Source organism: Furfurilactobacillus milii (assembly GCF_021654115.1).
Taxonomy (GTDB): domain Bacteria; phylum Bacillota; class Bacilli; order Lactobacillales; family Lactobacillaceae; genus Furfurilactobacillus; species Furfurilactobacillus milii.
The window spans coordinates 1-24,412 of record NZ_JAIWJF010000012.1 but is presented as its reverse complement, the minus strand read 5'-3'; the positions used below and the strand labels follow the sequence as shown (position 1 = coordinate 24,412).

Below are 24,412 nucleotides of genomic sequence, written 5' to 3'. Positions count from 1 at the left end.
TTTTAGCCTTTTTATTGTTGACGTTTACTTTCTAAAGGCGACATCAATTTTGTCTGTGTCGACAGCCTTTGTTTGGGAGTCGTTAACGTCGAACTTTTGATCAGCACCAGCATCGTTCGTCTTCTTTAAGAATTCAAAGAAGGGTGTTTTGATACCTAATTCTTCTAAATCGGCCAATGACAGACTGTAACGAATGGATTGTTCCGTGCCGGCCTCAACTTTTTGAACCCAGTGGGGTTCCCGAATGCTTTCACGACCAATCGCAGCAAACGTAATGCCGGCTTCGATCACTTTTTCAGCGTCAGCAGGCGTATTTACATTGCCGACCGAGATCAGTGGTGTATTTGACGAGACACGCTGAATTTTAGTGATTAAAGGTTCTTTGTCATCGTGATTGTTCAACGATGGCCGCCAAACGTTACCCATGGAGATGTGCAGGTAATCCAATTTCATGTCATTGAGTTTGCTAACAAATTTCAACGTGTCTTCAATTCGGATACCTGGTTCCTCGATTTCTTCCGGTGACAAACGGTATCCAAGAAGAAAGGGTGAGGTAGCAGTATCTGCGATGGCCTGTTGAGCAACTTCGATAACTCGAACTGGGAACCTCATCCGATTTTCTAGTGAACCACCCCATTGGTCTTCGCGACGGTTACTGTGTGGTGAAAAGAATTGTTGGAGTAGATACGTGTTGGCACCGTGAAGTTCGACACCGTCAAAGCCAGCTAAAATAGCCCGTTTAGTCGCAGCACCAAAATCCGTAATCGTTTGTTCAATTTCGTCTTCGGATAGCGCCCGTGGTGTCTCTGCGTGCGGCCTTAATGCTGCAACTGCACTAGCAGAAACGGGTTGATGGCCGCGTAGAATGCGCGAGTTGGTCATTCGTCCCGCACTGAAAATTTGTAAAATTGCTTTTGTACCGTTTTGCTTAATTGTGGCCGCTAGCTTGGCAAGACCAGGAATAAACTTATCATCGGCAACGGATAATTCACCTTCGAATCCTTTGCCCAACGCATTGACGTTAGCGACAGGGGTAATAAACATGCCGGCCCCGCCCGTATGAATATTGAAATAGTTTAGCTCATCTGTTGAGACTTCGCCGTTCTCTAGCGACATGCCTTCAGTCATTGGTGGAATTGCAATCCGGTTTTTAACGGTAACACCAGATCTAAAAGTATAAGGCTTTAAAAATTGGTACGACATGATCATAACCTCCTGAAAGATGTGTGATAAGATTAGCGTTAATAGATGCTTACTAAAAGTCAGTGTAGCACCATTCTGACGGGGATGTAGTGAACAAATTAATGATAATGTTCAAAAATGAATAAAACACAGCTTTTGTTTATTCTTATGTGAGGAGACTGAAAGATTATGGAAATTCGGCGGCAAATATTTAATTCAGTATATGAGTTTATGCAAAATAAACCGATCAATGACTTAACCGTTGATGATATTTTAACTGCTTCAGGCGTCAGTCGTGGTTCTTTCTATAAATATTTTACCGACAAGTATGATGTTATCAATTCTTATTTTGCAGATACGATGAACCGAATGTTTTTAAATTGTCGCCTCAGTAATTGGCATGGCATCATGCGCAAACAGTTTGAGTTTCTGGCCGATAATGCCAGTTTCTTCAAATCTGCTTTTAAAACAACAGGGCAGAATTCGTTTTGCACTTATTTTAATTGTCATCTTGTCCGTCAATTTAGCGAAGCAATCATAAAGTATGGTCATCAAACGGAACTTTCAGCTGTAGAAAAGCATGCGGTACAATTCTATGCGGATGGGATCGTGGCTTATACGCGTCGGTGGCTATCCTCCGATATGAGCACGCCGATCGATGAGGTTGTCCACGAGTTAACCAGTTTGATTCCACAAGTCATCTTGGATGCCACTTGCGATGAAATTACCATTGAACCCGAGTATGCTTAGTAGATTGTGATTTGCACTGCTGCTTGCGGTTGACGGCATTGAAACACCGGCGTGGGACCGGTTCGAGCCTCCTAGAAACCGGAGTCTTTCACCTCGCCGCCAGGCCTCGTGAAGCCCCGAGTCCTGCCGACCGTCCGTGTTGTAAGGCTGGAACCCACCAGCCTAACAACACCGTCACGCCTTGGTTTCAATGCCGTCGCCCTCCAGCTACTGTAGAAAATCCATACCAATTGCACGAAGGCACTGACTCATCATCGAATTGATGTCAAATGCGACTCGTAGAATCCGGTTCTGAAACTAGTGAAGTCAGGAAGAGACAGAGTTTCGTGCCGGCACTCCTTTGTGGCGGGTTAGGCCACTTAGGCGTGCGGGATGACTTCCAAGACCGGTTTATGGGCTTGGAATCAAGGTAGAAAACCGTGTTTTTTGCGGGTTGAGACCGGTCCCATGAAATGGCGTCTCTTCCTGACGTAGCGACATTAAGAACATAATTATAAGCGGATTGTCTAACACGATTTTCAAACGGAAGTCGTGTTTTTTGTTGACAATGTGACGTGACGGTTTGTACTATATTCAGTAAGTAAGTAGTCACTCACTTAAACAAACAGAGGTGAACGTCATGACAGAAGTCATTAAAGTTGCTAACCTGCAGCAAGGTTATGGCAAACGCATCATTTTGAATGATATTAATCTAAATATTAACAACGGCGATATTCTTGGTTTAATTGGTCCCAGTGGCGCCGGTAAAACAACATTGGTCAGTACGATCATGGGGATGTTGAAACCAAAGCAAGGCACTGTAACTGTATTGGGCACGCCGATGCCAAATCGGAAGTTGCTCGGCAGAATTGGTTACATGGCACAAACGGATGCCTTATATTCAGTGTTAACGGCCCGCGAAAATTTAACGTTCTTTGGCGAAATGCAGGGGATGAGTAAAGCAGAATTACAAAAACAAATTCCCTATGCAACGGGCATTGTTAATCTAAACGATGACTTGGATAAGTACGTGAAGGATTATTCCGGTGGGATGAAGCGGCGGTTGTCATTGGCAATCGCACTGTTAGCTGATCCTGAATTGCTCATCTTAGATGAACCAACTGTCGGAATTGATCCGGAATTGCGGCAACAGATTTGGAAAGAATTGCATCGTTTGGCAGACGAAGGTAAGACGATTCTATTGACGACGCACGTTATGGAAGATGCTGAGCAATCCAGTTATCTGATGATGATTCGTGGTGGCCGCGCCATCGCACAAGGCACGCCGGATGATCTGATTAGTCAATATCATGTTAATTCAGTTGAAGAAGTCTTTTTACAAGCAGGGAGGGATCAAGATGCGCACGCTAGCAATGATTAGAAGAGTCTTTCGGGAAATGCTGCGTGACAAACGCACGTTAGCCCTAATGTTTATCGCACCATTATTTATTCTGTCACTGGTCTACTTTCTGTTTCAGGGGAATACCACAACGACTGCTTCGTTGGCAACACGCAACGTTGACAGCAGTATGGTGACGGCCATTAAGAATAAGCACATCACGATTCACGATGTCAGCTCAGACAAGTCTGCTAAGACAATTATCCGTGAACATGATTACGCAGGCATGCTTAGTCAAAATGGTGACAAACTGACGTTAACGTTGGCTAACACCGACCAAAGTAAGAGCGCTGTGATCAAACAAAGTTTGCAAGCTGCGCAGGCTAAGCTGAAAGGGCAAGTAGCAGCCACAACCATTAAAACGCAGGCTCAAGCATTACAAAAGATGCAGGCGGCCCTTGGTGCAGCAACCCACACACCGGTGAACGCAACTGCTGACGCTGGTAACCTGAAAGCTAAGCTAGGGAGTACTAGCTATACGACCAAGACACACTATCTTTACGGCAGTAAGGATTCTACATTCTTTAATACACTGTTGCCGATTATGATGGGCTTCGTTGTTTTCTTCTTCGTTTTCTTAATTTCAGGGATTGCATTGTTGAGGGAACGAACGACTGGTACTTTGTATCGTTTGTTAGCAACGCCCGTTAAACGTGGTGAAATCATTTCAGGTTATCTGTGTGGTTATGGCGCGTTTGCGTTCATCCAAACTTTGTTGATTGTGTTATTCACAATGTACGTTTTCAAGATTCAAATTCTCGGCAGCATCTGGCTCGTCCTGTTGATTAACGTGCTATTAGCGATGGTTGCCCTGACGCTGGGGCTCCTGATTTCCACGTTTGCATCCAGTGAATTCCAAATGATTCAGTTCATTCCCATCGTGGCTATTCCGCAGATTTTCTTCGCCGGGATTATTCCGATTAGTTCGCTGCCAGGCTGGTTGCAGCCAGTATCCTATATCATGCCTTTGTACTATGGTGCTTCAAGCATGAGTGCCGTAGTCCAGAAAGGCGTTGGGTTTATGAATGTGTTACCGAACTTGAGTATTCTCTTGTTATTTGCCGCTGTCTTCTTAGTATTAAACTTGCTTACCATGCGCAAATATCGGCAGGTTTAATTTGCCGGAATGACTGGTATTTAACTCAATGTGCGGTTAAATTAAAAGGTAGACAAAATTTTGGAGTAAAAACACATGGAAATTAGTAATGTTGAAACACTGTTTGACAAAACACTCCAGGAATCGAAGCTGACAGCTAAACAACAGTCGGTGCTCAAAGTGAGTCTAAACCTCTTCGCAGAGAAGGGATTTGATGGGACGAGTACTAGTGAAATTGCTAAACAGGCTGGCGTTTCCGAAGGTACAGTGTTCAAACAGTTTAAGACGAAAGATGGTATTTTAGCAGCACTATTGAATCCTTTTTTAGACCAAGTCGTGCCCATGGCGGCAACTGAGTTCTTGACGGAGGTTAAGGATCTACGTTTTGATGATTTAACGGCGTTCTTTAACTACGTGATTAAGGATCGAATGACGTTTGCCATTGCTAACCAAAAGCAGCTGAAGATTCTAGTTCAAGAAATCATTCGGAACAGCGACATGATTCAGTCGTTTGTTGACAAGATCGTGTCACGGATTCTGAACACATTTGGTAAGAGTCTACAGACATTCAAAGATCGTGGCATATTAGTTGATTGGCCTACAGAACGAATTATTCGGTATTTTCTTGGTGTAGCAGGCAGTTACATCGTTCCTGCCGTTTTAATCGGCAAGGCGGATCAGTTGGATATTGAAAAATCATGTTCAGAAGCCACCGAATTCCTGGTTCGGGGTTTAACACCAATTAAATAGTTTTACTTAAAGCCGCATTCTATCAGTGATTGCTGCTTTTATTTAAGATAATTGTTAGTTTTTATTGCATAAAACTAACTAAAAGGCTAACATAATCCTTGCTCGAAAATTTCCAGTGGAAAGAATTTAATTTTAAAATAAGGATTGAAATACAGGAGGCCAATTATGGCAGATGAAAGTCGTGATTTATTAGATCGTTTCGGTTCATTAATGCAAAATCGATTATTTATGATGGCAGTGTTACATCAGCGTGATTTGACGAGCCGGCGGGCACCAAGTGAAGGACGTGGCCAGTTGCGGCTGTTACAAGTTTTGTATCAAACACCGGCAGGGTTAACAAACGCAGAAATCGCACAGCTATTAGATATTCGGCCCAGCTCAGTTAGTGCCATGGTCAATCGTTTGGAAGCCGTTAACATGGTCGAACGAGTGCCCAGTGAAACGGATAAACGCACCGTCATCATCAAGATGACACAAGCCGGCATCGACATGTTTGCTAAGCAAGATGATCAGGTTGATGACATGGCAAGCCAGGTCTTTGGCACATTAACCGAGGATGAACAAGTAGAGTTAAACCGGTTGCTGGAGAAGTTAAATAAAGGTACGGCAGATTTAGATTGGCGGGACTTTATGGGCGGCGACCAAGGATGGCCACATCGCGGTAATTTTGAGCAACGCTGGTTTTAAACAAAGTCGAGATGCAAAGGACTAAAGAAAAATTTTTGGAGGCAACATTATGGATCGTAGAGCAGGCGGGCCACGCGGTGGCAGCTCACAGGACGCCCAATACACACGGACAAAGTTTGACTTTAAAGGGTTCTTAAACCTGATTCGTCAAACGAAACCGAAGTATTGGCAGTTATGGTTGGGGTTAATCCTTGGTTTTATTGCGACGGGTGCGCAGTTGGCGGTGCCGAAAATGGCCCAAGGGATTATCAACGGACTTAAATCAGGATTCAATTCCACGTTGTTGATTATTGCGGTTGTCCTGTTTTTGGCGAGTGCCTTAATCAACGCCTTGTCAGGGACGATGCTGGGTTTCTTTGGTGAAAACATTGTCGCTCGATTGCGGCGCACTTTGTGGCAAAAGTTGATTCGTTTGCACGTTAACTATTTTGATAACGTGAAAGCCGGTGAAATGACTTCACGGCTGGTGAATGACTCAACCCAGATTAAAGATTTATTGGCCAACGCCTTTCCACAGATGGCTAATTCACTTTTGCAGTTAGTCGGCGCGCTGATCATCATGGCATTGATGGACTGGAAAATGACACTGGTCATGATTGTTGCCATTCCGTTGGTCATGGTGGTAATGCGGCCAATTATGCGGCAATCCAGCAAGATTGGGCTGCAGCGGCAGGATGCCCTAGCTTCATTTAATGGTGAAACTGGCGAATCGTTGGGCGAAATTCGGTTGGTAAAATCTTCAAATGCTGAGGAATATGAAACAACTTCTGGATACAAACAGATTGATAAGCTATATCACATTGGGATGCGAGAAGCCATTTTTGATTCCATTGCTAGCCCGGTCATGAACACGTTAATGCTGGCTATGTTTATCGGTTTGCTGGGTTACGCAGCTGTTCGAGTCGCTGATGGCACGATGTCGATGGGGACATTATTGTCATTCATGATGTATTTGTTTCAAGTTATCGGACCAGTTGGCTCACTTGGCCAATTCTTCACGACATTAGCGAAGACAAACGGTTCGACACAACGAGTTCAAGATTTATTGAAGGAACCTGAAGAATCATTTACGGATGGCGACAGTGAATCTGTTACCGACCAAACGGTGGCAATGGAACACGTCGACTTTGCTTATGACGATGACGGTCCCGTTTTACACGATGTTAACTTTGAGGCCAAGCCAAACAGTGTCATAGCGTTTGCTGGACCGTCAGGTGGCGGGAAGTCGACTATCTTTAGTCTACTAGAACGTTTCTATCAACCTACTAGTGGGAAAATTACGATTGGCGGCAAGGATGTTGCAAACGTCAATTTGAAAGACTGGCGTTCTCAGATTGGTTATGTGAGCCAAGATTCTGCCATTATGGCTGGTACGATTCGTCACAACCTAACTTATGGCGCGGACAAAACGTACACGGATGACGAACTCTGGCATGTGCTTGAATTAGCTTATGCAGATAAGTTTGTGCACGAAATGCCAGATGGTTTGGATACGCAGGTTGGTGAACGTGGCGTGAAAATTAGTGGTGGTCAAAGACAACGCTTAGCCATTGCCCGAGCTTTCCTCCGTGACCCAAAGATTCTGATGTTAGATGAAGCAACAGCGAGTCTAGATTCCGAATCCGAAGCGATGGTCCAAAAGGCCTTGGGCGAATTGATGAAGGGCCGAACAACATTGATCATCGCGCACCGATTGAGCACGATCGTCGACGCTGACGACATCTACTTCATTGAAAATGGTCATGTGAGTGGCCACGGCAAGCATCAGGCACTCATGGACGAATTGCCACTTTACCGAGAATACGTGAGGATTCAGTTTAAGGAATAGAGCGAGAACAACCCCGTCTAAAGACCGAGCAACAATGGAAATAAGGCACTGTGCAAGCGAACTTTGCTTGTGCGGTGTCTTATTTTAATTGTGCGCAGGTCTTTGGGGTTGTGAACGCGTTTGCGACAATATGGAAGGATAGTTTGGTTTAGTAAAATTTGTGTTGTGCGCAGTGAGTCAGGAATCGAGAGCGCGTTTGCGACAATATAAAAGCGAAAATTTGGTGTTTTTGCAGTTCGTTGAAAGAAAGCAATCTCCAAAAGTGAAAAGGTATGTCCTAATGCCATGAATGTCCGCACACCAATTTCTTCTATTATGCGCGCGTAGTATTAATGCTATGCTAAATACACGACCTTAACGCAGAAAAGAGAAACTATACAATATATGGATACTTTATTTACTAAGACGTCAGTTCCACGCGCGTACTTCACACTCGCCATGCCAGTTGTCATCAGTATGATTGCCAGCATGATCTATAACCTGGTAGACACATTCTTCATTTCACAAACGCAGAATCCCAACATTGTGGCTGGGGTAACCGTTTGTACACCATTATTTTCCATTATGTTAGCGATTGGGGATGTCTTCGGCCTAGGCGGCAGTGCGCTGGTGTCCAAAATGTTGGGTAGCAAACAACATGAGTCGGCCAGTCAAGTAAGTCGTATTTGTTTTTATGCGGCGATTGTTGTCGGCATTCTGACGGCGGGCATTTTACTGATATTTGAAGCGCCCATTCTCACTGCGTTTGGGGCTAGTAGCGGCATTCGTCCGTTTGCAAGTGCCTTCTATCGGATTATGGCGATTGGTGGGCCGCTGATTATTGTGTCGCTGGTGCCTAGCAACTTGATTCGTACAGAAGGACTAGCACGTGAATCGATGATTGGTAGTGTTGCAGGTTTGGTCGTAACGATTTTACTCGACCCGTTACTAATTTTCGGCTTTCATTTATATGCGGCAGGAGCTGCCTTGGCAACTGTCATTGGTTATCTCGTAACTGATTTGATTTTGGGTGCATACGTGATCAAACGGTGTCGGGTCATTAGCCTAAGCTGGCACATTAAAAGGTCGACTTTTGCGTTTGCCGGGGCCATTTTAGTGATTGGTATTCCTGCCTCAATGACCAATCTTATGCAGGCCTTTGGTACTGCCTTACTCAATAATTTCTTGGTGCGGTATGGCGCCGCTCAAGTGGCTGCCTTCGGGATTGCCACGAAAATTTACATGATTGTGATGTTGGTGATGGTCGGTTTTGCATTTGGCGCTCAGCCCTTGGTTGGTTATAACTACGGTGCTCATAATCAGAAACGCTTTCGCCAAATCGTGAATTTTGACTTGTTAGTGGAAGTCGTCTTTTCAGTAATTTTTGCTGCTATTTTAATGTTATTGGCACCGGTTATCGTTCGTTTGTTCATGACGCAAAAAACGATTGTGACTGCGGGTGTATTACTGCTGAGAGCATTGCTAAGCACAACCCCATTCATCGGTGCAATCCTCGTGTTCACCACGGTCTTTCAGTCGACGGGCAAAGCGCTGGGTGCCTTCTTGCTGGCCATTTCGCGACAGGGTGTCATCTTTGCCATCGTGATTTACGTGGCTCACATGTTGTGGGGCTATCTGGGCGTTGTTTGGGCGCAACCATTGGCGGATGTACTGACCTGTTTATTAGGGCTGGTAATTTATCGGCAGGATTTTCGAAGGATGAAATAGTCTGAGCAAACGACAACTTTCTTATTAGTTCGCTGACCGTTCATTTCAAAATGAATTAATCGTTTTCTATGTATTTCTGTCCGATAATGTCGTGTATTAAAAACATGATGATGTGGAGGCAGGATTATGAAGGCTTTTGGGTATCAAACGGATGGCGCAGCGGCTGATGCCTTTACGGAGATTGAGTTGCCAACACCGAAACCGGCTTCGGATGAGGTCGTTATTGATGTCGCTGCGTTTGGTTTGAATCATGTGGATGCATTTCGACGGAGCGGTTTTAGTGGTGGCAAGGCAACAATTCCTGGGTTCGATGTTGCCGGAACCGTTTCAGCAGCTGGCAAGCAGGTGACTAACTTTCAAGTGGGCGACGAGGTTGTCGCTCACATTGAAGGCGGTGGTTACGCGGAACAAGCTGTTGCGCCAGAGTCGACGACGATTAAATTAACTGAGGGGTTCCCAATTACTGATGCTGCCGGGTTACCCACTGTTGCGATGACGTCATATGATGCGCTCACCGTGTTTGGTCAAGTTCAGATGGGGCAAACAGTGGCAGTCTTAGGCGCTAGCGGTGGCATTGGTGCGATGGCCGTTCAGTTTGCGAAAGCGCTTGGCGCCAGTACCGTCATTGGGATTGCGAGGGCTGAGGATTTGGACTATGTTCGCCAAATTGGTGCTAGTGAAGTCGCAACGTATGCGCAAGTTACTGAAGATGGTGCGTTTGCCGATTCAGCGGATGTGGTCATTAACGTGGACTTTATGGGCGGTCATGCTGATGCAATGATGGCCTTAGTTAAACTGGGTGGCACCGTGGCAACAGTTGGTCGTGAGGAAAGTGCCGGTAATAAGCCAAATGTTGAACAGGTTCACATTCATCCAGTAGACGCGAGTCATGTACGCCAGGCGATGCAGGCACTTAAGCAACTCATGGATACCGGTTCACTATCTGTCCGAATCGCAAAGCGGTTTCCGTTTACCTTGGCCGGCGTTGTGGTTGCCAGTGAGCTGAACGAAACAGGGCACACGGACGGTCGGATTATTGTCGAGCGTGATGTGGAATAGGGTATCAAGAAGAGCTGTTGTACATTGAAAAAATGTGCAACAGCCTTTTGTTATGAGTTGATTACATTCATGTTAGCGGTTGCGATATGGTAAACTATCATCAACACAGAAGGTCCGTAGGTGGCATTTCAGTGTGGGGAGAAGTTGCAGAAAGACATACATGTAGAGGAGTGAAACGAATGGCAGAAGCAGTGTTAACAGTTAAGAATCTGAATAAGTCGTTTGGCCGCAAACAGGTCTTACATAAAATTTCGTTTTCATGTGCACCGGGTCGCATTGTGGGTTTAGTTGGTGCAAACGGGGCAGGGAAAACAACGATTATGAAGGCCGTTTTGAGCCTGACGTCATCGACTGGTGAGGTCACAATTGACGGACAGAAAAGTACCTTTGACCATCATCCAGTATTGGATGAGGTAGGAGCCTTAATTGAATATCCTGGCATTTATCCATACTTAAGTGGCCGTGACCACTTGAAGTTATTTGCCATGGGTAACAAAAATACTCAGGACATTCAGGCATTAGTCGATGCGTTGAATATGGATAAATACATTGATACGAAAGCTCGCAATTACTCGCTGGGGATGAAACAAAAGTTGGGTATTGCCATGGCTTTCTTAAATAATCCAAAGTTAGTTATCTTGGACGAGCCGATGAACGGGTTAGATCCGCAAGCGACGAAGGAACTTCGTGATTTGATTATTGCTAAACGTGATGAAGGCGTCACTTTCTTGATTTCGAGTCATATCTTAAGTGAACTGCAGAAGTTGGCTGAGGACTTGATTATTATCGATCACGGTAAAATCGTTCAGGAAACAACTATGGATGCTTTACTGGAGTCTAACAATCATTTTGTCGTTGTCTCAACAACTGATGATGTGAAAGCCAAGCAGGTCTTGTCCGAGACAGGTTATAAGCTGGTTGGTGACGTTGAAGTGAAGATTCAAACCAAAACGGATGACGCAGTTGCAGATGTGTTGAAAACATTATCTGACAATCAAGTTACCGTGACTGATGTTCAACATCAGGATGAGGATCTTGAGGGATCGGTTTTAAAGCTGCTTGACTCAGAGGATCAAAAATAAGGAGGCGGTAGTATGTGGACGTTATATAAACAGGAATCGTTTAAATTATTGAAAAAGAAAAGTACCTTATGGATTTCCATTGTACTGGCGCTGATTGTTTTCGGGTTTGCGCTGACTAGTCGGTTGCAACCGAAGTATTTCTCAGCATCAGTTTTGTTTACAACTAATTTTGGTTCGACAACGTTTATCATGTTTTTCTTAATCGCGGCTGCTGCCTCGATTGTTACGATGGAATTTCAGTATGGCACTATTAAAACAGTTGTATCACAGCGTTATTCGCGAAGCATGATTCTAGTTAGCAAATGGCTTGTCATTTTAACTTACTCACTGTACTTGTATGTCATGACTGCTGTATTAGCCTTGATTGCCAAATTCGTTTTTGTGAATGATAAGTTTTCATTGACGGGTACTGGTTATAACAATGATATCTGGCAGGATTGGTTAGCCAACCTTGGGGCTGGATTATTAACGTTATGGCTTCTGATTAGTTTGGTGTTTTTGTTAGCCACATTGTTCAAGAGTTCGGCTGTTGCCATTTCTGTTGGTATTTTGGGGTACTTTGTTTTAAACATTGTAAGTAGCGTGATGTTTATATTGATTCATAGTCACGAATGGCTGAAGTGGAATCCTATCAACTTTTTAAACTACGGTTCACAGGTTCTCGAACCGAGTCTGTCCAAACTGACACGTTTGTCAGACGTACAGTTGTTTTGGGGCAATGTCGGATATATTGCATTATTCCTGCTCATTGGGTTACTGCTATTCCGGAAGCGTAATGTTTAAGCTGAAATAGAATTAATTAAAAAGCTCAGGGATTAATCGCCGGTTAACGCCAGCCAGTAATCTCTGAGCCTTTATATTGTTTTTAATGGAACTGCATGCCACCGTCCACTTCTATCGTTTGCCCAGTGATGTAATCTGAATCCGGACCGGCGAGAAATGATACTGCTGCTGCAACGTCTTCAGGCTCTGACAACCGGCCTAGGGTAATATCTTTTGCAAAGGTTTGCATTCCCCATTCATCGTCTTTACCAGCATTCTGACCAACTTGATGGGCAATATCCATCATCATTGGCGTTTTAACGATCCCTGGCGCATAAGCGTTAACCGTAATGTTATCCTTGGCTAAATCACGCGCCGCAACTTGTGTAATACCACGGACGGCAAACTTTGTACCACTGTAGAGTGCAAGGCTAGGGTTACCAACGACACCGGCCTGCGAGGTAGCATTGATGATTTTACCGCCATGACCCAATGATCTAAATTGTTTGATAGCGGCTTGAATTCCCCACAAGTCACCGGCAACATTGACGTGGTATACGGTGTCAAATTGTTCAGGTGTGATTGTTTCGATAGGGGTTGTTGGTCCAAGCCCAGCGTTATTGACAAGAACGTCAAAGCCACCAAGTTGACTAGCCACGTCGTTAACAGCCTGTGAGAATTCGTCACGTTCTGCAACATTTAATTTAACTGCGATTGCTTTACCACCGTCGTCGTTAACATCATTGGCGACTTTTTGCGCGCGTTCTAGATTTAAATCAGCTACAGCAACCGAGAAGCCATCTTTTGATAGTCGTTTTATGATTGCCTCACCGATTCCTTGTGCCCCACCCGTTACCATTGCAACCTTATTAGCCATGATATTGCCTCCTTAAAGTATGTTACACAGGCAGAATACTTAATAAAGTCGGGAAAAGCAAACAATTGCATCGACGATGTGACGTTTGCGAACAAACCGATAATAGTCGTGGAAATTCACCTCAGTGTGCTTTGAAAAGGTAACTAAAATCAGCTGTGGTTTTTGTGTGAGTGTAGACAATCACTGAAAAGAAATTAGTGATGTCTGCATGTTTATTCGTGTTTAACTCGGGTAAAACGCTTATGATTAACTTATCTTGGGGGATGACCATATGAACAAAAGTCGGGTTGAGGCATTTATTGATGCCATTATTGCGATTGTATTAACAGTACTGATCTTGGAAATTAAGGTGCCAGATGAGCCAAGTTTAAAAATGTTTTTCAGTGAGTGGCGGATGGCGTTTTCGTATTTGATGACGTTTATTTTGGTCATGTTCAGTTGGTACGTGCAGCACGGGATGTTTTTGGCAATTAAACGGGTCAAACTTGGCGGTTTCATTGGCGTCTGTGTGTGGTTATTCGTGCTCTCTTTTCTACCAGTGACCACGGCATTCGTTGGCCGTTATCCGAGTTACTGGGGTGCAGAGCTCGTCTACTTAATGGTTGCGCTTTTGTGGCTACTTTCTGCCCAGTTAATGTCGTTTCTCATTATTCGTGAGAACCGAGATGTGCCGGAAATGAAAGAATTTATCAGACGGCAGGCTGGTAGCGTCATGTTGACGAGTAATATCATTTGGACAGTTGTGGCGACTGCACTGATTTTTGTGATTCCAGAGATTGGCATGTTGACGCCGATTGTGACAGTGATCATCCAGATTATTTCCAACCGTCATCAAAGCCGGCAGTTATCAGCTTAAACATATGGAAATGAGCAGAATGCTACTTGCTTTTCTGGTGGTCAAACGATGGTTTGGTACAGGTCGATACGAATTTTCAGTTGCAATGTTTAGTTATGAGTGGTAACTTACAAATCAAGGAAAAAACGATGAGGAGGCGTTAGAATGAAATATTTAAACTTAGATCAAGTTAATGACGCCAGCCTCAACACAACTACCACAACCTCAACCACAATGACGTGGCTGGGGCTTTTGTGGTAGTTGTTGATTATCGCAAAAGTGGCCAGCCAAAGTGTCTGTCAAAGGACATCGCGGCTGGCCTTTTTTATTGAAGTGATGCTGCGACCCAGTAAAAAAGTTTGACCAAATCAGGAGGAGATTCATATGAGTGAGTCAGAGCCAAAAAGTGAGTTAAAACGATCGTTATCGTCGAATCAAATGCAGATGATTGCCCTTGGGGGAACCATCGGAGTTGGGCTATTTTTAGGATCAACGTCAACAATTAAATGGACGGGGCCATCCGTTGTCTTTGCGTATGCTTTCGTTGGGCTGCTACTGTACTTGGTCATGCGTGCATTAGGTGAAATGATTTATGTGAATCCTACGACTGGTTCGTTTGCCGATTATGCGACGAATTATATTCACCCGTTGGCTGGCTATTTGACCAAGTGGAGCAATGTCTTTCAGTACATAGTCGTCGGGATCAGTGAAGTGATTGCGGTCGGTCAATACTTACATTACTGGTGGCCGAACCTGCCTGATTGGATTGCTGGGGTAGTTGTGATTGTTCTTTTGACGTTGGCAAACTTAGCATCGGCCCGCGCGTATGGCACATTGGAATTTTACTTTGCAATGATTAAAGTGGTCACGATTGTTTTAATGATTGTTTTGGGTGTGTTGGTCATCTTTGCTGGCTTGGGCAATCATTGGCACCCACTAGGTCTCAGTAATTTATGGTCTCATGGTGGATTCTTTACTGGTGGTATTCGCGGTTTCATTTTCGCCATGTCTGTGATTATTGGATCGTATCAGGGGATTGAGGTCCTAGGAATTACTGCTGGTGAGGCCGCTGATCCACAAAAAGCCATCGTATCTTCTGTTAAATCAATTGTTTGGCGGATCCTGATTTTCTATATCGGCGCAATCTTTGTTATCGTGACGATTTATCCGTGGAATCACTTGGCTGCATTGGGATCACCGTTTGTTGAAACTTTCTCTAAGGTGGGGATTGCTGGGGCAGCCGGGATTATTAACTTTGTTGTGCTGACGGCGGCGATGTCCGGTGCCAACTCAGGGATTTACAGTTCCAGTCGGATGTTGTACAAACTTGCTCGAGACGGTGAAACGTATCATGGCCTTGGTAAACTATCCCGTCGTCAAGTGCCATTACGCGCAACACTGTGCATTTCTGCTGGCATTTTGATTGGCCTGATTTTGAATACGTTATTGTCCGTTGTGAATCATGCAACGGCGAATATCTTTGTTTTGGTTTATAGTTCAAGCGTGTTACCGGGGATGGTGCCGTGGTTCGTTATTTTATTGTCGGAGCTACGATTCCGTCATGCTAATCCTGATGTGATGAAAACACATCCGTTTAAAATGCCATGGTATCCATATTCTAACTACTTTACAATTTTCGCTCTGATCTTAGTGGTAATCTTTATGTTCATCAATCCAGATACGCGCATTTCCGTCAGCATTGGGTTTGGTGTTCTGGGTTTGCTCAGTTTATTGTTCTTCGTCCGTCGCTGGACTGGGAAGGCAACGCCCGAACCTGGTGAGTACAAGCATGAACCATATGAAAAAAAGGATTAACAGTTATTCAATTAAAAGGATTGATGGACGATTAATAGTTAAAAAGTTCGGTGTCTAAGCCGGCTCTGTAATAGAGTCGGCTTTTTGATGTCCTCAAATACAGATTAAAACGGAAAACTTACGATTTATTGGCTCAAAAATGATGCTGACTTTTTCTCACTGGTTGGCTTTGTTAGCGCGAATATCGGGGACTGATTATGATTAAGCGTAAATAATTGTTATACGGAAACATTTTACTTTCGGATTTTCGCGTTGAAATGTTTGTGACCAGTTGACCTACAAGAGAGAAGGTTGCCACATGAAGAATATGAATATGAAGGATCAGCCGACAATGGATATGAATAATGATAGTGACCTGATGCAACACGGTGGTGAGATGATGCATATGGGTAACATTACGCAAAAATTTTGGGTGTCGTTGGTTGTTTCGATTCCAGTTGTGATCTTGTCACCTGTTTTGATGAATCGTTTTTATCCAGGTCTCGCTTTTCCTGGATCAGAATGGTTACTGGTGATTCTGGCATCGTTTATGTACTTATACGGCGGGGCACCATTCCTTCGTGGCGCACGTGCTGAACTAAAGGATCGTCATCCGGAAATGATGACATTAATTGCAATTGGGATTTCCGTTTCGTATTTCTACAGCATTTATGCATTTATTATGAATACGTTTGTCGGTGGCACAAACGTCATGGATTTCTTTTGGGAATTAGCCACACTGATTGACATTATGCTGTTGGGACACGTCATTGAAATGAATGCCGTGATGTCCGCTGGAAATGCACTACAGAAAATGGCTGCGCTACTGCCAAATGACGCAACACTGGTGGGGGCTGATGGCACCACAAACGACGTGCCATTGTCAGAAGTTCAGGTCGGCCAAACAGTGTTAGTTAAGGCTGGTGAGAATATTCCGACTGATGGCACGATTGTCGATGGGCAAACGTCAGTTAATGAAGCGATGGTCACTGGTGAAGCACGTGACGTCACGAAAGGCGACGGTGACAAGGTTATTGGAGGATCGACAAATGGCGCCGGCGTTATCCGAGTTAAGGTTACCGGAACTGGAGAATCCGGATATCTGTCACAAGTTATGCAGTTGGTCAATAATGCGCAAAAGGAAAAGTCCAACGCTGAAGGTGTCGCCGATCGTGTAGCCGGCTGGCTTGTCTATGTAGCTGTTGGCATTGCTCTAATTGCGTTTGTCCTCTGGTGGATTATCAACAAAAACTTTAATTTTGCGTTAGAACGAATGGTGACAATTCTGGTTATCGCATGTCCGCACGCACTGGGTCTCGCTATTCCACTGGTCGTGGCGCGTTCCACATCTATTGGGGCCAAGAATGGATTATTAACGCGTAAACGCCAAGCGCTGGAGGATGCACGTCATTTGAACGCGGTTATGATGGACAAAACAGGGACGTTGACAGAAGGCAACTTCGCTGTTTCGGATGTTGAAAGCTTCACACCAGACTACGATGCCGATAGCGTGCTGGCTGTTATGGGTGGTCTGGAAACCGGGTCTTCACATCCGCTGTCGGTTGGTATTATTAAAGAACTCGATGCTCGACACAAGGCGAGTGTCCCTGTAGACAATATCAATAACTTGCCCGGAACGGGGATTGAGGGCAACTATCAGGATCAGCATGTCGCAATTGTTAACGAACGCTATGTGGTTGAAAACAAGATCGATTATGATCAGAGCAAATTTAATGAACTGTCGTTGCAGGGCAACACGGTGAGCTTCTTGGTTAGCGACGATCGCTTTTTGGGGTGGGTTGCTCAAGGTGATCAATTGAAGGAAAGCTCAAAAGCCTTGATCGATGGCTTAAAGGCTCGCGGCATCCGGCCAGTTATGCTGACGGGTGATAACAAACAGGTTGCTGAACTGATTGCCAAGCGTTTGGGCATTCCTGACGAAGACGTGCATGGTGAACTGAAGCCGGAAGATAAGGAAGTTATTGTCAAACAATACCAAGATCAAGGCTTAGTTGTTGCAATGGTTGGCGATGGTGTCAATGATGCACCGAGTCTAGTTCGCGCGGATATTGGCATTGCTATTGGCGCTGGCACAGACGTTGCCGTTGATTCTGCCGACATCGTGCTGGTTCGAAGCGACCCATCCGATATCTTGCACTTTCTCGATTTAGCGCATAACACAACAAGGAAGATGGTCCAAAACTTATGGTTCGGGGCTGGTTATAACATCTTTGCCATTCCGTTGGCTGCAGGGATTCTCGCATTTGTCGGCGTAATTCTTAGCCCGGCCGTTGGTGCGTTACTCATGGGGCTCAGTACGGTGGTTGTTGCCATCAATGCACAAACGTTGAAAATTTAAGGTGAGTTAATCAAGGTGTAATTGGTTTTGCGGATAGGATGGCAGCTTCTGTGATTAAGGAAAACTGCACAATCACAAAAAGGTGAAATCCAACGCTACGTTTGGTAAACGTAGTATCAGATTTCACCTTTTTTTGTGATTACAATTCTTTCATGGGTTGATTGTATCCACGGTCGCCAAATGGTTGTAATTTTGTAAGCCACTCTTTTTTGAGTTCCTTGAGTGTGTGCTGCATGTTTAACACGTCAGTGGCATCCTTTCGATACAATTCGCTAAACTCAAAGTTCTTTGCGCCATACTTTCGCCAGTCACTTAATAAGTCCGGATTGGGAAAGCTACCATTGTTTAAATTTTGTTGGTAAAAGGACCACCGATTTTTGAGGTTGGGCACAGCGGCAATGTATATTTTGCCGTTCACTTTATTTTTCAGTTGAATCACACCATAATCGATTTCAATTTTTGCATATTGATCCAACAGCTCTTGTTTTCGTTTGGGATTCATGAGTTCCTCCTTTGTTACTCTTTTCTGTTGGCCTCGGCATCACGCTCATACGAACCTCATAACGACGTGCACCAAATTGGTGGCTAGTTTGTTGAGGTCTGTAAAATCGAGAAAGCGTTGGTTACCATAAATGTCTTTCAGCGTCTCAGCGTCATCACCAAGAGCGGCGGAGAGAACGACAATGCCTTCGCGTTCAGCTTCATGAACGACATGTTGCAAATCATTCTTGGCTAAGTCACCCGTATAGTTAGGCATGGCCTTTGGCTGACCATCGCTAAGGTTGATAAGCAGTTTTGTTTGCTCAGTTCGTGCGGCAAGTTTGTCCGCCAGAATTTTGAGGGCGCTGCCATCACGATTGTTATTCAACGCTTTGATTGTTGTCAAACGTAGCAGGGCAGTATCATAATCTTCGTCAAATTCTTTATAAGCGTAGATAGAAGTTCGTTCACGTTCACTAACATCTGCCGTATCACCATTAATGGTCAGCGGAATATTTAGATCTCGACAAAAGGCGGTGAGGGCAAAGATTGCTGTTTGCTCATGCTTGATGCGATCGTCCTCAACCATTGAAGCAGATTGATCAACACGGACGGCAATCGCTAATGATGGGTCTTCATCGGGCGTTCTCTTTTTAGTGAAGTAGCCAAAATCTTGATTGACCACCTTACTGGCATCGAATTGTTGGCCAAACACCTTGCCCTTAGCGACATCGCCAGCGTGTTCGTTCTGTAAGATTTCGCGCATCTGTCGCACTAATTGATCAGTAATGAGATGGTTGGATTGCAGGTGTTTATTAGCAAGTTTGACATCGGTGGGTGTGATCTTGGGAACGTGAACGATAAGGCCCTCATGTGAATGAATAGTGTTTTTCAAACTTTCGCGAGCTGATTGATTTAACGCTTTTCGAGCCTGTTTGGCCACGTCAGCATCAACGACTGGCATTGAAAGGGTTTCGCCTTCGTGAAAACTTTCTTCTTGTTGCTCGGTACCGGTCGTACTGGTTATGTTCAGATCAGCGTCACGCTTGGCACCTTCGGCTGTGAGTTTATCGCCATTTGGTTGGACGTTATCATCTTCACTCTTAGTGTCTAGCGATTTTTCATTGTCAGGTGAGACGGGTCGTTTATCAGCTTCTGAATCTCGTTCGGGCTTATTCTTGTCATCAACAGCAGACAGGGTCGGTTCACTGACCGACGGCTTAACGTCTTTTTGTGGCGTGACAGCAGGAGTGATCCGTTTGACAGCCGCTTGCGTAACCAAACTGACAAGTTGATCCCAAAGGCCGGCATCTATAATTGCCTGTTTCAAAAGGTCAATTTCGATTTCGTCAGTCGTGACTTTATAGAGGACCATCTGATCAAACGATTTCAGAATATCTGTGAACGTTGCGCTGGCAGACCAATAAAGGTAACTACGCATTCCAGCGACACCGTGAATACCATTGGCCTTTGCTGTTTCATCAAGTAAACGAATAATATTCGCCATAATGGTTAGCAATTTTTCGTCATGCAGACCACTTTTTGCGGAAGCACGGGCAACCATGACCGGAATGGTCGGTAAGTCCATCTTTTCAGAATACTGCATCCGGTCTCGCAGAGATTCGTTTAGTGGTCGGTTACCTTGATAGTTTCGGTTAGTTGTTAACACTACGACCGTGTCAGGATGTCGTTGAATTCGACCTTGTAGAGTTTCCAACGTTCCGTTAGGTTCCAAAACTGAGTTCAACGCAACCAACACAGACGCGTCACGAATGACGGTTGGTTCTTGGATTTCTAGCAAGCAACCGTTTTGAACGGCCTTAACGATTTCGGAAGGATAAAAACGATAGCTAACTGATTGGCGACTGTCTTGATAGTGTTGCAAATAGGCCTTTGCATCTTTCGTTGACAACTTCAAGTGGTCAGCCAAACGCGCAATAACTTCTGCTTGTGAATGACTCTCATTAAAGATGGTTTGTAGTTCGGAATTTTCATCCAAAACGGGTAGTAGAGAACCGAAAATATCGGATTTATCCATGTCTGCAAAACAAGTAATCTTTGTGTAGGGGAGCTGTAAATCGGCAGAAAGGGCCTTAGCCAATTGCGTTTTACCGGAACCGGCGTCACCTTCCAATAATAAATTTGTAATGCGCATTTCCGGCATTTGCCAGGTGGCAGCGATGGTATTGGCGATGCGCCGCTCTTGTTCACTGGTCACGTGAGAAGCGGGTTTCTGCCAGATCATCGCTTGTTCCACGGTGGAATAGTCGGTGCGCTGTTTTTGTAATGTGGTGCTCATGGTTCTAACTCCTTAATATCCCAGTTTTCTTAACTCTCCGGCAAGTAGTCGGTAGCGTTCACCGTACAACTCGCCGTCACTTTGTAGTTGGTCATAGAAAAATTGGATGTCGTGTGCAATGGTTTCGTTATTGGCATCAACATTGATTTCGAACCCGGTCCCTTGTAACGCATGCTTGATGATCGCAAGGTGATCTGGGTCGTATAGATCGTCCATTTTGTAGGCGGCCTCCATAAAGTAGGCGTTGGTGCTGAGAATCAGTAACGCTAAATCTAAGATGCGTGTTGCAGGGATGGTTTGTGCTTCATCCTGATTGAGTTGCACCATGAGTTCGCCAGTCGTAGGACGAGAACCAAGTTTGTCACCATAAGTTGCCGTATCAATAGCATGGGTGCCGGTACTACGGCCATCCGTTTGGTCAAACTTGGGGTTGATTGAAATTGATTTGTAAATCATGTTAATTTCCTCGATTAATTTGAGCGGGAAAATCAGTCCTTAACAATCCAGTAACGTGAGCCATCTCGAGTACGATCCATAAAGCCGTATTCAATGAGATAGCGGCGCAATGTTACGGGGTCATCGCTGATTTTCTTTAAAATTGCAGTAATTTGTAACTCATCCCATTCACCATCAGCTGGCAAACTTTGTGTGATGCGGTCGAGAACGACCACGATTCGCTTTTGTTTACGTGGCAAACGCTTTAAGGTCAGCTGTCCGTTTGTTTCGGATAAATATTCCGCGACAGTGTTCTGCCATTCAGCGTTGGTAATTGCGAATCGGTCATCCGGTCTGGCAACGTGACCAGGAATTGGGATGAGGGTGTCTGATTGATCATGATTAATTTCAAAGACATTGTGGTACATAGCCAGATATTGCTTAGCTTGTTTGGCTTTCTCTCGAAACGTAAATTTTTGATGGCGAATCGTAGAGGCCGAAACATTCATGCCGCGCGCAATCTCAGCGTCTTTTTGACCAGTCGCAAACGCGGTTAGTAAGTCTTGCTGCTTCTCTGTTAATTGATTGTATTTTGAATCATCATGGATTAGTTGGTACGCGTTTCCTTGATGAACGTTTTGAATGTGTTGCTCAATTGCCGCTGCAGCAGCAAAAAAATGATCATTAATTTGATAAACTTGGTCGGCTTCAAATTTGGTATCGCAGTAATTACAGTAAAAAGTGTCTGCTTGACGATGCCAACCTTGTTCCAACTCTTGTTGCGAGTAATTTGAAAGCATATTATCACCTCAATCAATAAACGTATATTAAATGTGTTTACTGTATTCGTCAACACTTTTATTTTTTGTTTATTACAGTATTTGATTTTCACCGGTTTTGAGTACGGATGTTAACAGTGCTTTGTCACTGATGATCATGGTATCAACGCTCTGTAGCGAAGTCGATTTAATGCAAACACTTAGAGCCATTGTTGGCGAAATCAGTGATCAATATAAAATAGGATCAATATTCGAACATAATTGTCCGGATATTGATCCTATTTTGTAAGCTAGTCATTAAATTAAAATCCCGTCGCAATGATCGATTTCATGTTGAATAATCTGCGCAGTGAAATCGGAGAATGACGCCGTTTTTGTTTGCCAATCAGTTGTTTGGTAACGAACGGTGATGTTGCGGTAGCGGGTTGTCGGTCGTTGACCTGATAAGGACAAACAGCCTTCGGCAGTCTGATAAGCATCTTGTTTTTGAGTAATCACTGGGTTAATCATCGGCACCAGCATTGGCCCGAGTTGATAAGCAATGATGCGTTTTGTCTGCCCAATCATATTTGCAGCCATGCCAACACAATTGTCTTGGTGGGCTCGTAAGGTATCAACAAGGTCAGTAACGATCTGTCGATCGGCGGGTGTCGCTGGTTGAGCGACTTCTTGTAAACTATTGATGTTTTTATTGATGGGTTGAATCATAAAGAACCTCTTTTAAATGGCGAAGTAGTAGGCTGACAGCAGTATTAGTCGTGACGACAGTGCGTTACTCATTGTGTTTTTTACCACGCACTACATGGTCCGCATGTTCAAGGGTCTCCGTGACGATGTCAAGAATGTGAGGATCGTCTAGCCGATAATAATTCGCCTTACCAACACGCTTGGCTGTGACTAACTGGTGCTTTCGAAGCAGGGCAAGCTGATGCGAAACGACCGATTGTTCTAAGTTAAGCAACGTGCTCAAGTCATTAACGTTTAATTCCCGTTGTTCCAAGACGTATAAAATTTGCAAACGTGAGGGGTTGCTGAGCAATTTAAAGATACGCGTCGATTCACTTAAATGAAATGAATCGATTAAGTTCGGTTTGTTGGAGTTTGTCATAGCGATTCCTTTCATTTCATATGTTGAGTCTAGCATGTTCGGCTACTTGCGTAAACGTTTGAAGTCATTCAAAAGTACGACTTAAAAGTGAAAATATTCAAATTGTGACAAACGAAAACGGCAAGTCTGACGCAATCGTCAAACCTGCCGTTGTGTTAATTTACAGAAGTTTTTGCTAGTCCTTACCGCGACCTGCTTGGAAAGATTCCCAGCCCTCACTGGCGATAAAGTAAACCAGCACAAGTGCGGCCACGGAGTCAGCCCACCACCAACCGAATAGTGCGGTTAAAACACCGCCGACTAATACAGTAGCAGCCATATAAGCACAGGTGATGTTGCACATTCCATCTTCCGCTAGGGCAGCTGAATGAAGAGCCTTGCCCAAAGCGCGTTTGCGCAAAGTTAGAAAAGGCATCAAGATAACGGACGCAATGGCGATCGCAATGCCGGAAAAGCTTTGGTCTGCGGCCTGGTGTGTGACTAAATTGAACAGTGAAACGCCAATGACATAGACAGATAATAGCAGGAGAACCGAGCCAACGATTAGTGAGGAGCGACGTTCAGCGTGATTAATTTCGCTCTGACTTGCGCCATTTGCTTCTTTACGTAAACGCCAAATCAGTGTGCTACCTGAAATAATTTCTAAAAAACTGTCCAATCCAAATGCAATTAATAATATTGAATGTGCCGTAATACCGGAATAAAGACCGACTAGGAATTCAAATGCCATCCAGCCGGTTGAAAAGTACTCCGTGTGAATGCTTCGACGAACAAGCATGTTTGAATCAGCGTTATTTTGCATATTCTTTCTCCTCAATCGAGCAACGTATTGAACAACTTAATCTGAAGGCCAATAGAGTCGCTTTAAATATGCCGTTTTATTCATATGTTGATAATAACATTACACTTTTGATTCGTAAACAACAATGTTAAGTCCTGAAAATGGTCAAACTACAAATTCGCCGAAAAGAATGAGGTAACGGCTGGATTAATTTTATTGGTATGGAAAAAAAACAAAGATGACAAAATTTTTTTGACACCTCAATTGTCAAATCAAGTGCAACACTAAGAATCTATTCTTAGAAGTGGTCTAGTTGCTAAGCTAGTTCAGGCATTAGATCGGCTGGGCAGCGATAGTTCAATGACCGCCGTAGCCGGTTGTTTA

22 protein-coding genes are annotated in these 24,412 nt (G+C 44.3%); 13 read left to right on the top strand and 9 right to left on the bottom strand.

Translation table 11 applies throughout. The annotated features are described in order from the left end of the window. Window positions 1-24: 24 nt before the first annotated feature. The gene (locus tag LDK34_RS11850; protein ID WP_250161453.1) at window positions 25-1,209 is read right to left on the bottom strand and encodes an NADH-dependent flavin oxidoreductase; all 1,185 of its coding nucleotides are present in this window, start codon (window positions 1,207-1,209) and stop codon (window positions 25-27) included. Between the two features lie 162 nt (window positions 1,210-1,371). Between LDK34_RS11850 and LDK34_RS11845 the strand changes: the two genes are divergently transcribed. The 10 genes from LDK34_RS11845 (at window position 1,372) to LDK34_RS11800 (ending at window position 12,302) form a co-directional block, all read left to right on the top strand. Continuing rightward, on the top strand, window positions 1,372-1,932 hold the full coding sequence (locus LDK34_RS11845; RefSeq protein WP_178942002.1) for a TetR/AcrR family transcriptional regulator: 561 nt from the start codon (window positions 1,372-1,374) through the stop codon (window positions 1,930-1,932). Window positions 1,933-2,551: 619 nt separating this feature from the next. Then, window positions 2,552-3,292: an ABC transporter ATP-binding protein gene (locus LDK34_RS11840; protein WP_178942003.1), complete on the top strand. Its 741-nt coding sequence runs from the start codon at window positions 2,552-2,554 to the stop codon at window positions 3,290-3,292. After that, window positions 3,270-4,427, top strand: a complete 1,158-nt coding sequence (locus LDK34_RS11835) for an ABC transporter permease (RefSeq protein ID WP_236941862.1) — start codon at window positions 3,270-3,272, stop codon at window positions 4,425-4,427. Before LDK34_RS11840 ends, LDK34_RS11835 begins: the two co-directional genes overlap by 23 nt. Before the next feature lie 75 nt (window positions 4,428-4,502). Next, window positions 4,503-5,156 (top strand): TetR/AcrR family transcriptional regulator, encoded by a 654-nt coding sequence (locus tag LDK34_RS11830; RefSeq protein WP_178942005.1) that lies wholly within the window; start codon window positions 4,503-4,505, stop codon window positions 5,154-5,156. A gap of 165 nt (window positions 5,157-5,321) precedes the next feature. After that, window positions 5,322-5,843, top strand: coding sequence for a MarR family winged helix-turn-helix transcriptional regulator (locus LDK34_RS11825; protein WP_178942006.1), 522 nt, complete (start codon window positions 5,322-5,324; stop codon window positions 5,841-5,843). 49 nt (window positions 5,844-5,892) lie between these two features. Continuing rightward, window positions 5,893-7,671 carry an ABC transporter ATP-binding protein gene (locus LDK34_RS11820; RefSeq protein WP_178942007.1) on the top strand — a complete coding sequence of 593 codons (1,779 nt, stop codon included), beginning with the start codon at window positions 5,893-5,895 and terminating at the stop codon, window positions 7,669-7,671. A gap of 384 nt (window positions 7,672-8,055) precedes the next feature. Next, the gene (locus tag LDK34_RS11815) at window positions 8,056-9,378 is read left to right on the top strand and encodes an MATE family efflux transporter (RefSeq protein WP_178942008.1); all 1,323 of its coding nucleotides are present in this window, start codon (window positions 8,056-8,058) and stop codon (window positions 9,376-9,378) included. A gap of 126 nt (window positions 9,379-9,504) precedes the next feature. After that, on the top strand, window positions 9,505-10,437 hold the full coding sequence (locus LDK34_RS11810) for a quinone oxidoreductase family protein (RefSeq protein ID WP_178943540.1): 933 nt from the start codon (window positions 9,505-9,507) through the stop codon (window positions 10,435-10,437). Between the two features lie 179 nt (window positions 10,438-10,616). Next, window positions 10,617-11,519, top strand: a complete 903-nt coding sequence (locus tag LDK34_RS11805) for an ABC transporter ATP-binding protein (RefSeq protein ID WP_178942010.1) — start codon at window positions 10,617-10,619, stop codon at window positions 11,517-11,519. Window positions 11,520-11,531: 12 nt separating this feature from the next. Further along, window positions 11,532-12,302 (top strand): ABC transporter permease, encoded by a 771-nt coding sequence (locus LDK34_RS11800; protein WP_178942011.1) that lies wholly within the window; start codon window positions 11,532-11,534, stop codon window positions 12,300-12,302. Between the two features lie 82 nt (window positions 12,303-12,384). Here LDK34_RS11800 and LDK34_RS11795 read toward each other — a convergent pair whose 3' ends face one another. Beyond that, entirely contained in the window at window positions 12,385-13,158 is a 774-nt protein-coding gene (locus LDK34_RS11795; protein WP_178942012.1) for a (S)-acetoin forming diacetyl reductase, read from the bottom strand. 271 nt (window positions 13,159-13,429) lie between these two features. Between LDK34_RS11795 and LDK34_RS11790 the strand changes: the two genes are divergently transcribed. From LDK34_RS11790 to LDK34_RS11780, 3 genes are all read left to right on the top strand, one after another. Further along, window positions 13,430-14,014, top strand: a complete 585-nt coding sequence (locus LDK34_RS11790) for a TMEM175 family protein (protein ID WP_178942013.1) — start codon at window positions 13,430-13,432, stop codon at window positions 14,012-14,014. A gap of 363 nt (window positions 14,015-14,377) precedes the next feature. Further along, window positions 14,378-15,808 carry an amino acid permease gene (locus LDK34_RS11785; protein ID WP_178942014.1) on the top strand — a complete coding sequence of 477 codons (1,431 nt, stop codon included), beginning with the start codon at window positions 14,378-14,380 and terminating at the stop codon, window positions 15,806-15,808. Window positions 15,809-16,106: 298 nt separating this feature from the next. After that, complete coding sequence (locus LDK34_RS11780) at window positions 16,107-18,146, top strand: heavy metal translocating P-type ATPase (protein WP_236941861.1); 2,040 nt, start codon at window positions 16,107-16,109, stop codon at window positions 18,144-18,146. 139 nt (window positions 18,147-18,285) lie between these two features. Here LDK34_RS11780 and LDK34_RS11775 read toward each other — a convergent pair whose 3' ends face one another. The 7 genes from LDK34_RS11775 to LDK34_RS11745 all read right to left on the bottom strand — a co-directional run bounded on the left by LDK34_RS11775 (window position 18,286) and on the right by LDK34_RS11745 (window position 24,049). Beyond that, window positions 18,286-18,648 (bottom strand): GIY-YIG nuclease family protein, encoded by a 363-nt coding sequence (locus LDK34_RS11775; RefSeq protein WP_178942016.1) that lies wholly within the window; start codon window positions 18,646-18,648, stop codon window positions 18,286-18,288. A 45-nt stretch (window positions 18,649-18,693) separates the two neighbouring features. Further along, window positions 18,694-20,925 carry an AAA family ATPase gene (locus tag LDK34_RS11770; RefSeq protein ID WP_236941860.1) on the bottom strand — a complete coding sequence of 744 codons (2,232 nt, stop codon included), beginning with the start codon at window positions 20,923-20,925 and terminating at the stop codon, window positions 18,694-18,696. Between the two features lie 12 nt (window positions 20,926-20,937). Then, a complete protein-coding gene (locus tag LDK34_RS11765; RefSeq protein WP_178942018.1) occupies window positions 20,938-21,381 on the bottom strand; it encodes a DUF6530 family protein in 444 nt (147 codons plus the stop codon). Between the two features lie 32 nt (window positions 21,382-21,413). Continuing rightward, complete coding sequence (locus LDK34_RS11760) at window positions 21,414-22,160, bottom strand: DUF2087 domain-containing protein (protein WP_178942019.1); 747 nt, start codon at window positions 22,158-22,160, stop codon at window positions 21,414-21,416. Between the two features lie 276 nt (window positions 22,161-22,436). Continuing rightward, on the bottom strand, window positions 22,437-22,847 hold the full coding sequence (locus LDK34_RS11755) for a peptide deformylase (RefSeq protein WP_178942020.1): 411 nt from the start codon (window positions 22,845-22,847) through the stop codon (window positions 22,437-22,439). A 64-nt stretch (window positions 22,848-22,911) separates the two neighbouring features. Continuing rightward, complete coding sequence (locus tag LDK34_RS11750; RefSeq protein ID WP_178942021.1) at window positions 22,912-23,247, bottom strand: ArsR/SmtB family transcription factor; 336 nt, start codon at window positions 23,245-23,247, stop codon at window positions 22,912-22,914. A 175-nt stretch (window positions 23,248-23,422) separates the two neighbouring features. Next, on the bottom strand, window positions 23,423-24,049 hold the full coding sequence (locus LDK34_RS11745) for a cation efflux transmembrane domain-containing protein (protein WP_178942022.1): 627 nt from the start codon (window positions 24,047-24,049) through the stop codon (window positions 23,423-23,425). Between the last annotated feature and the right edge of the window lie 363 nt (window positions 24,050-24,412).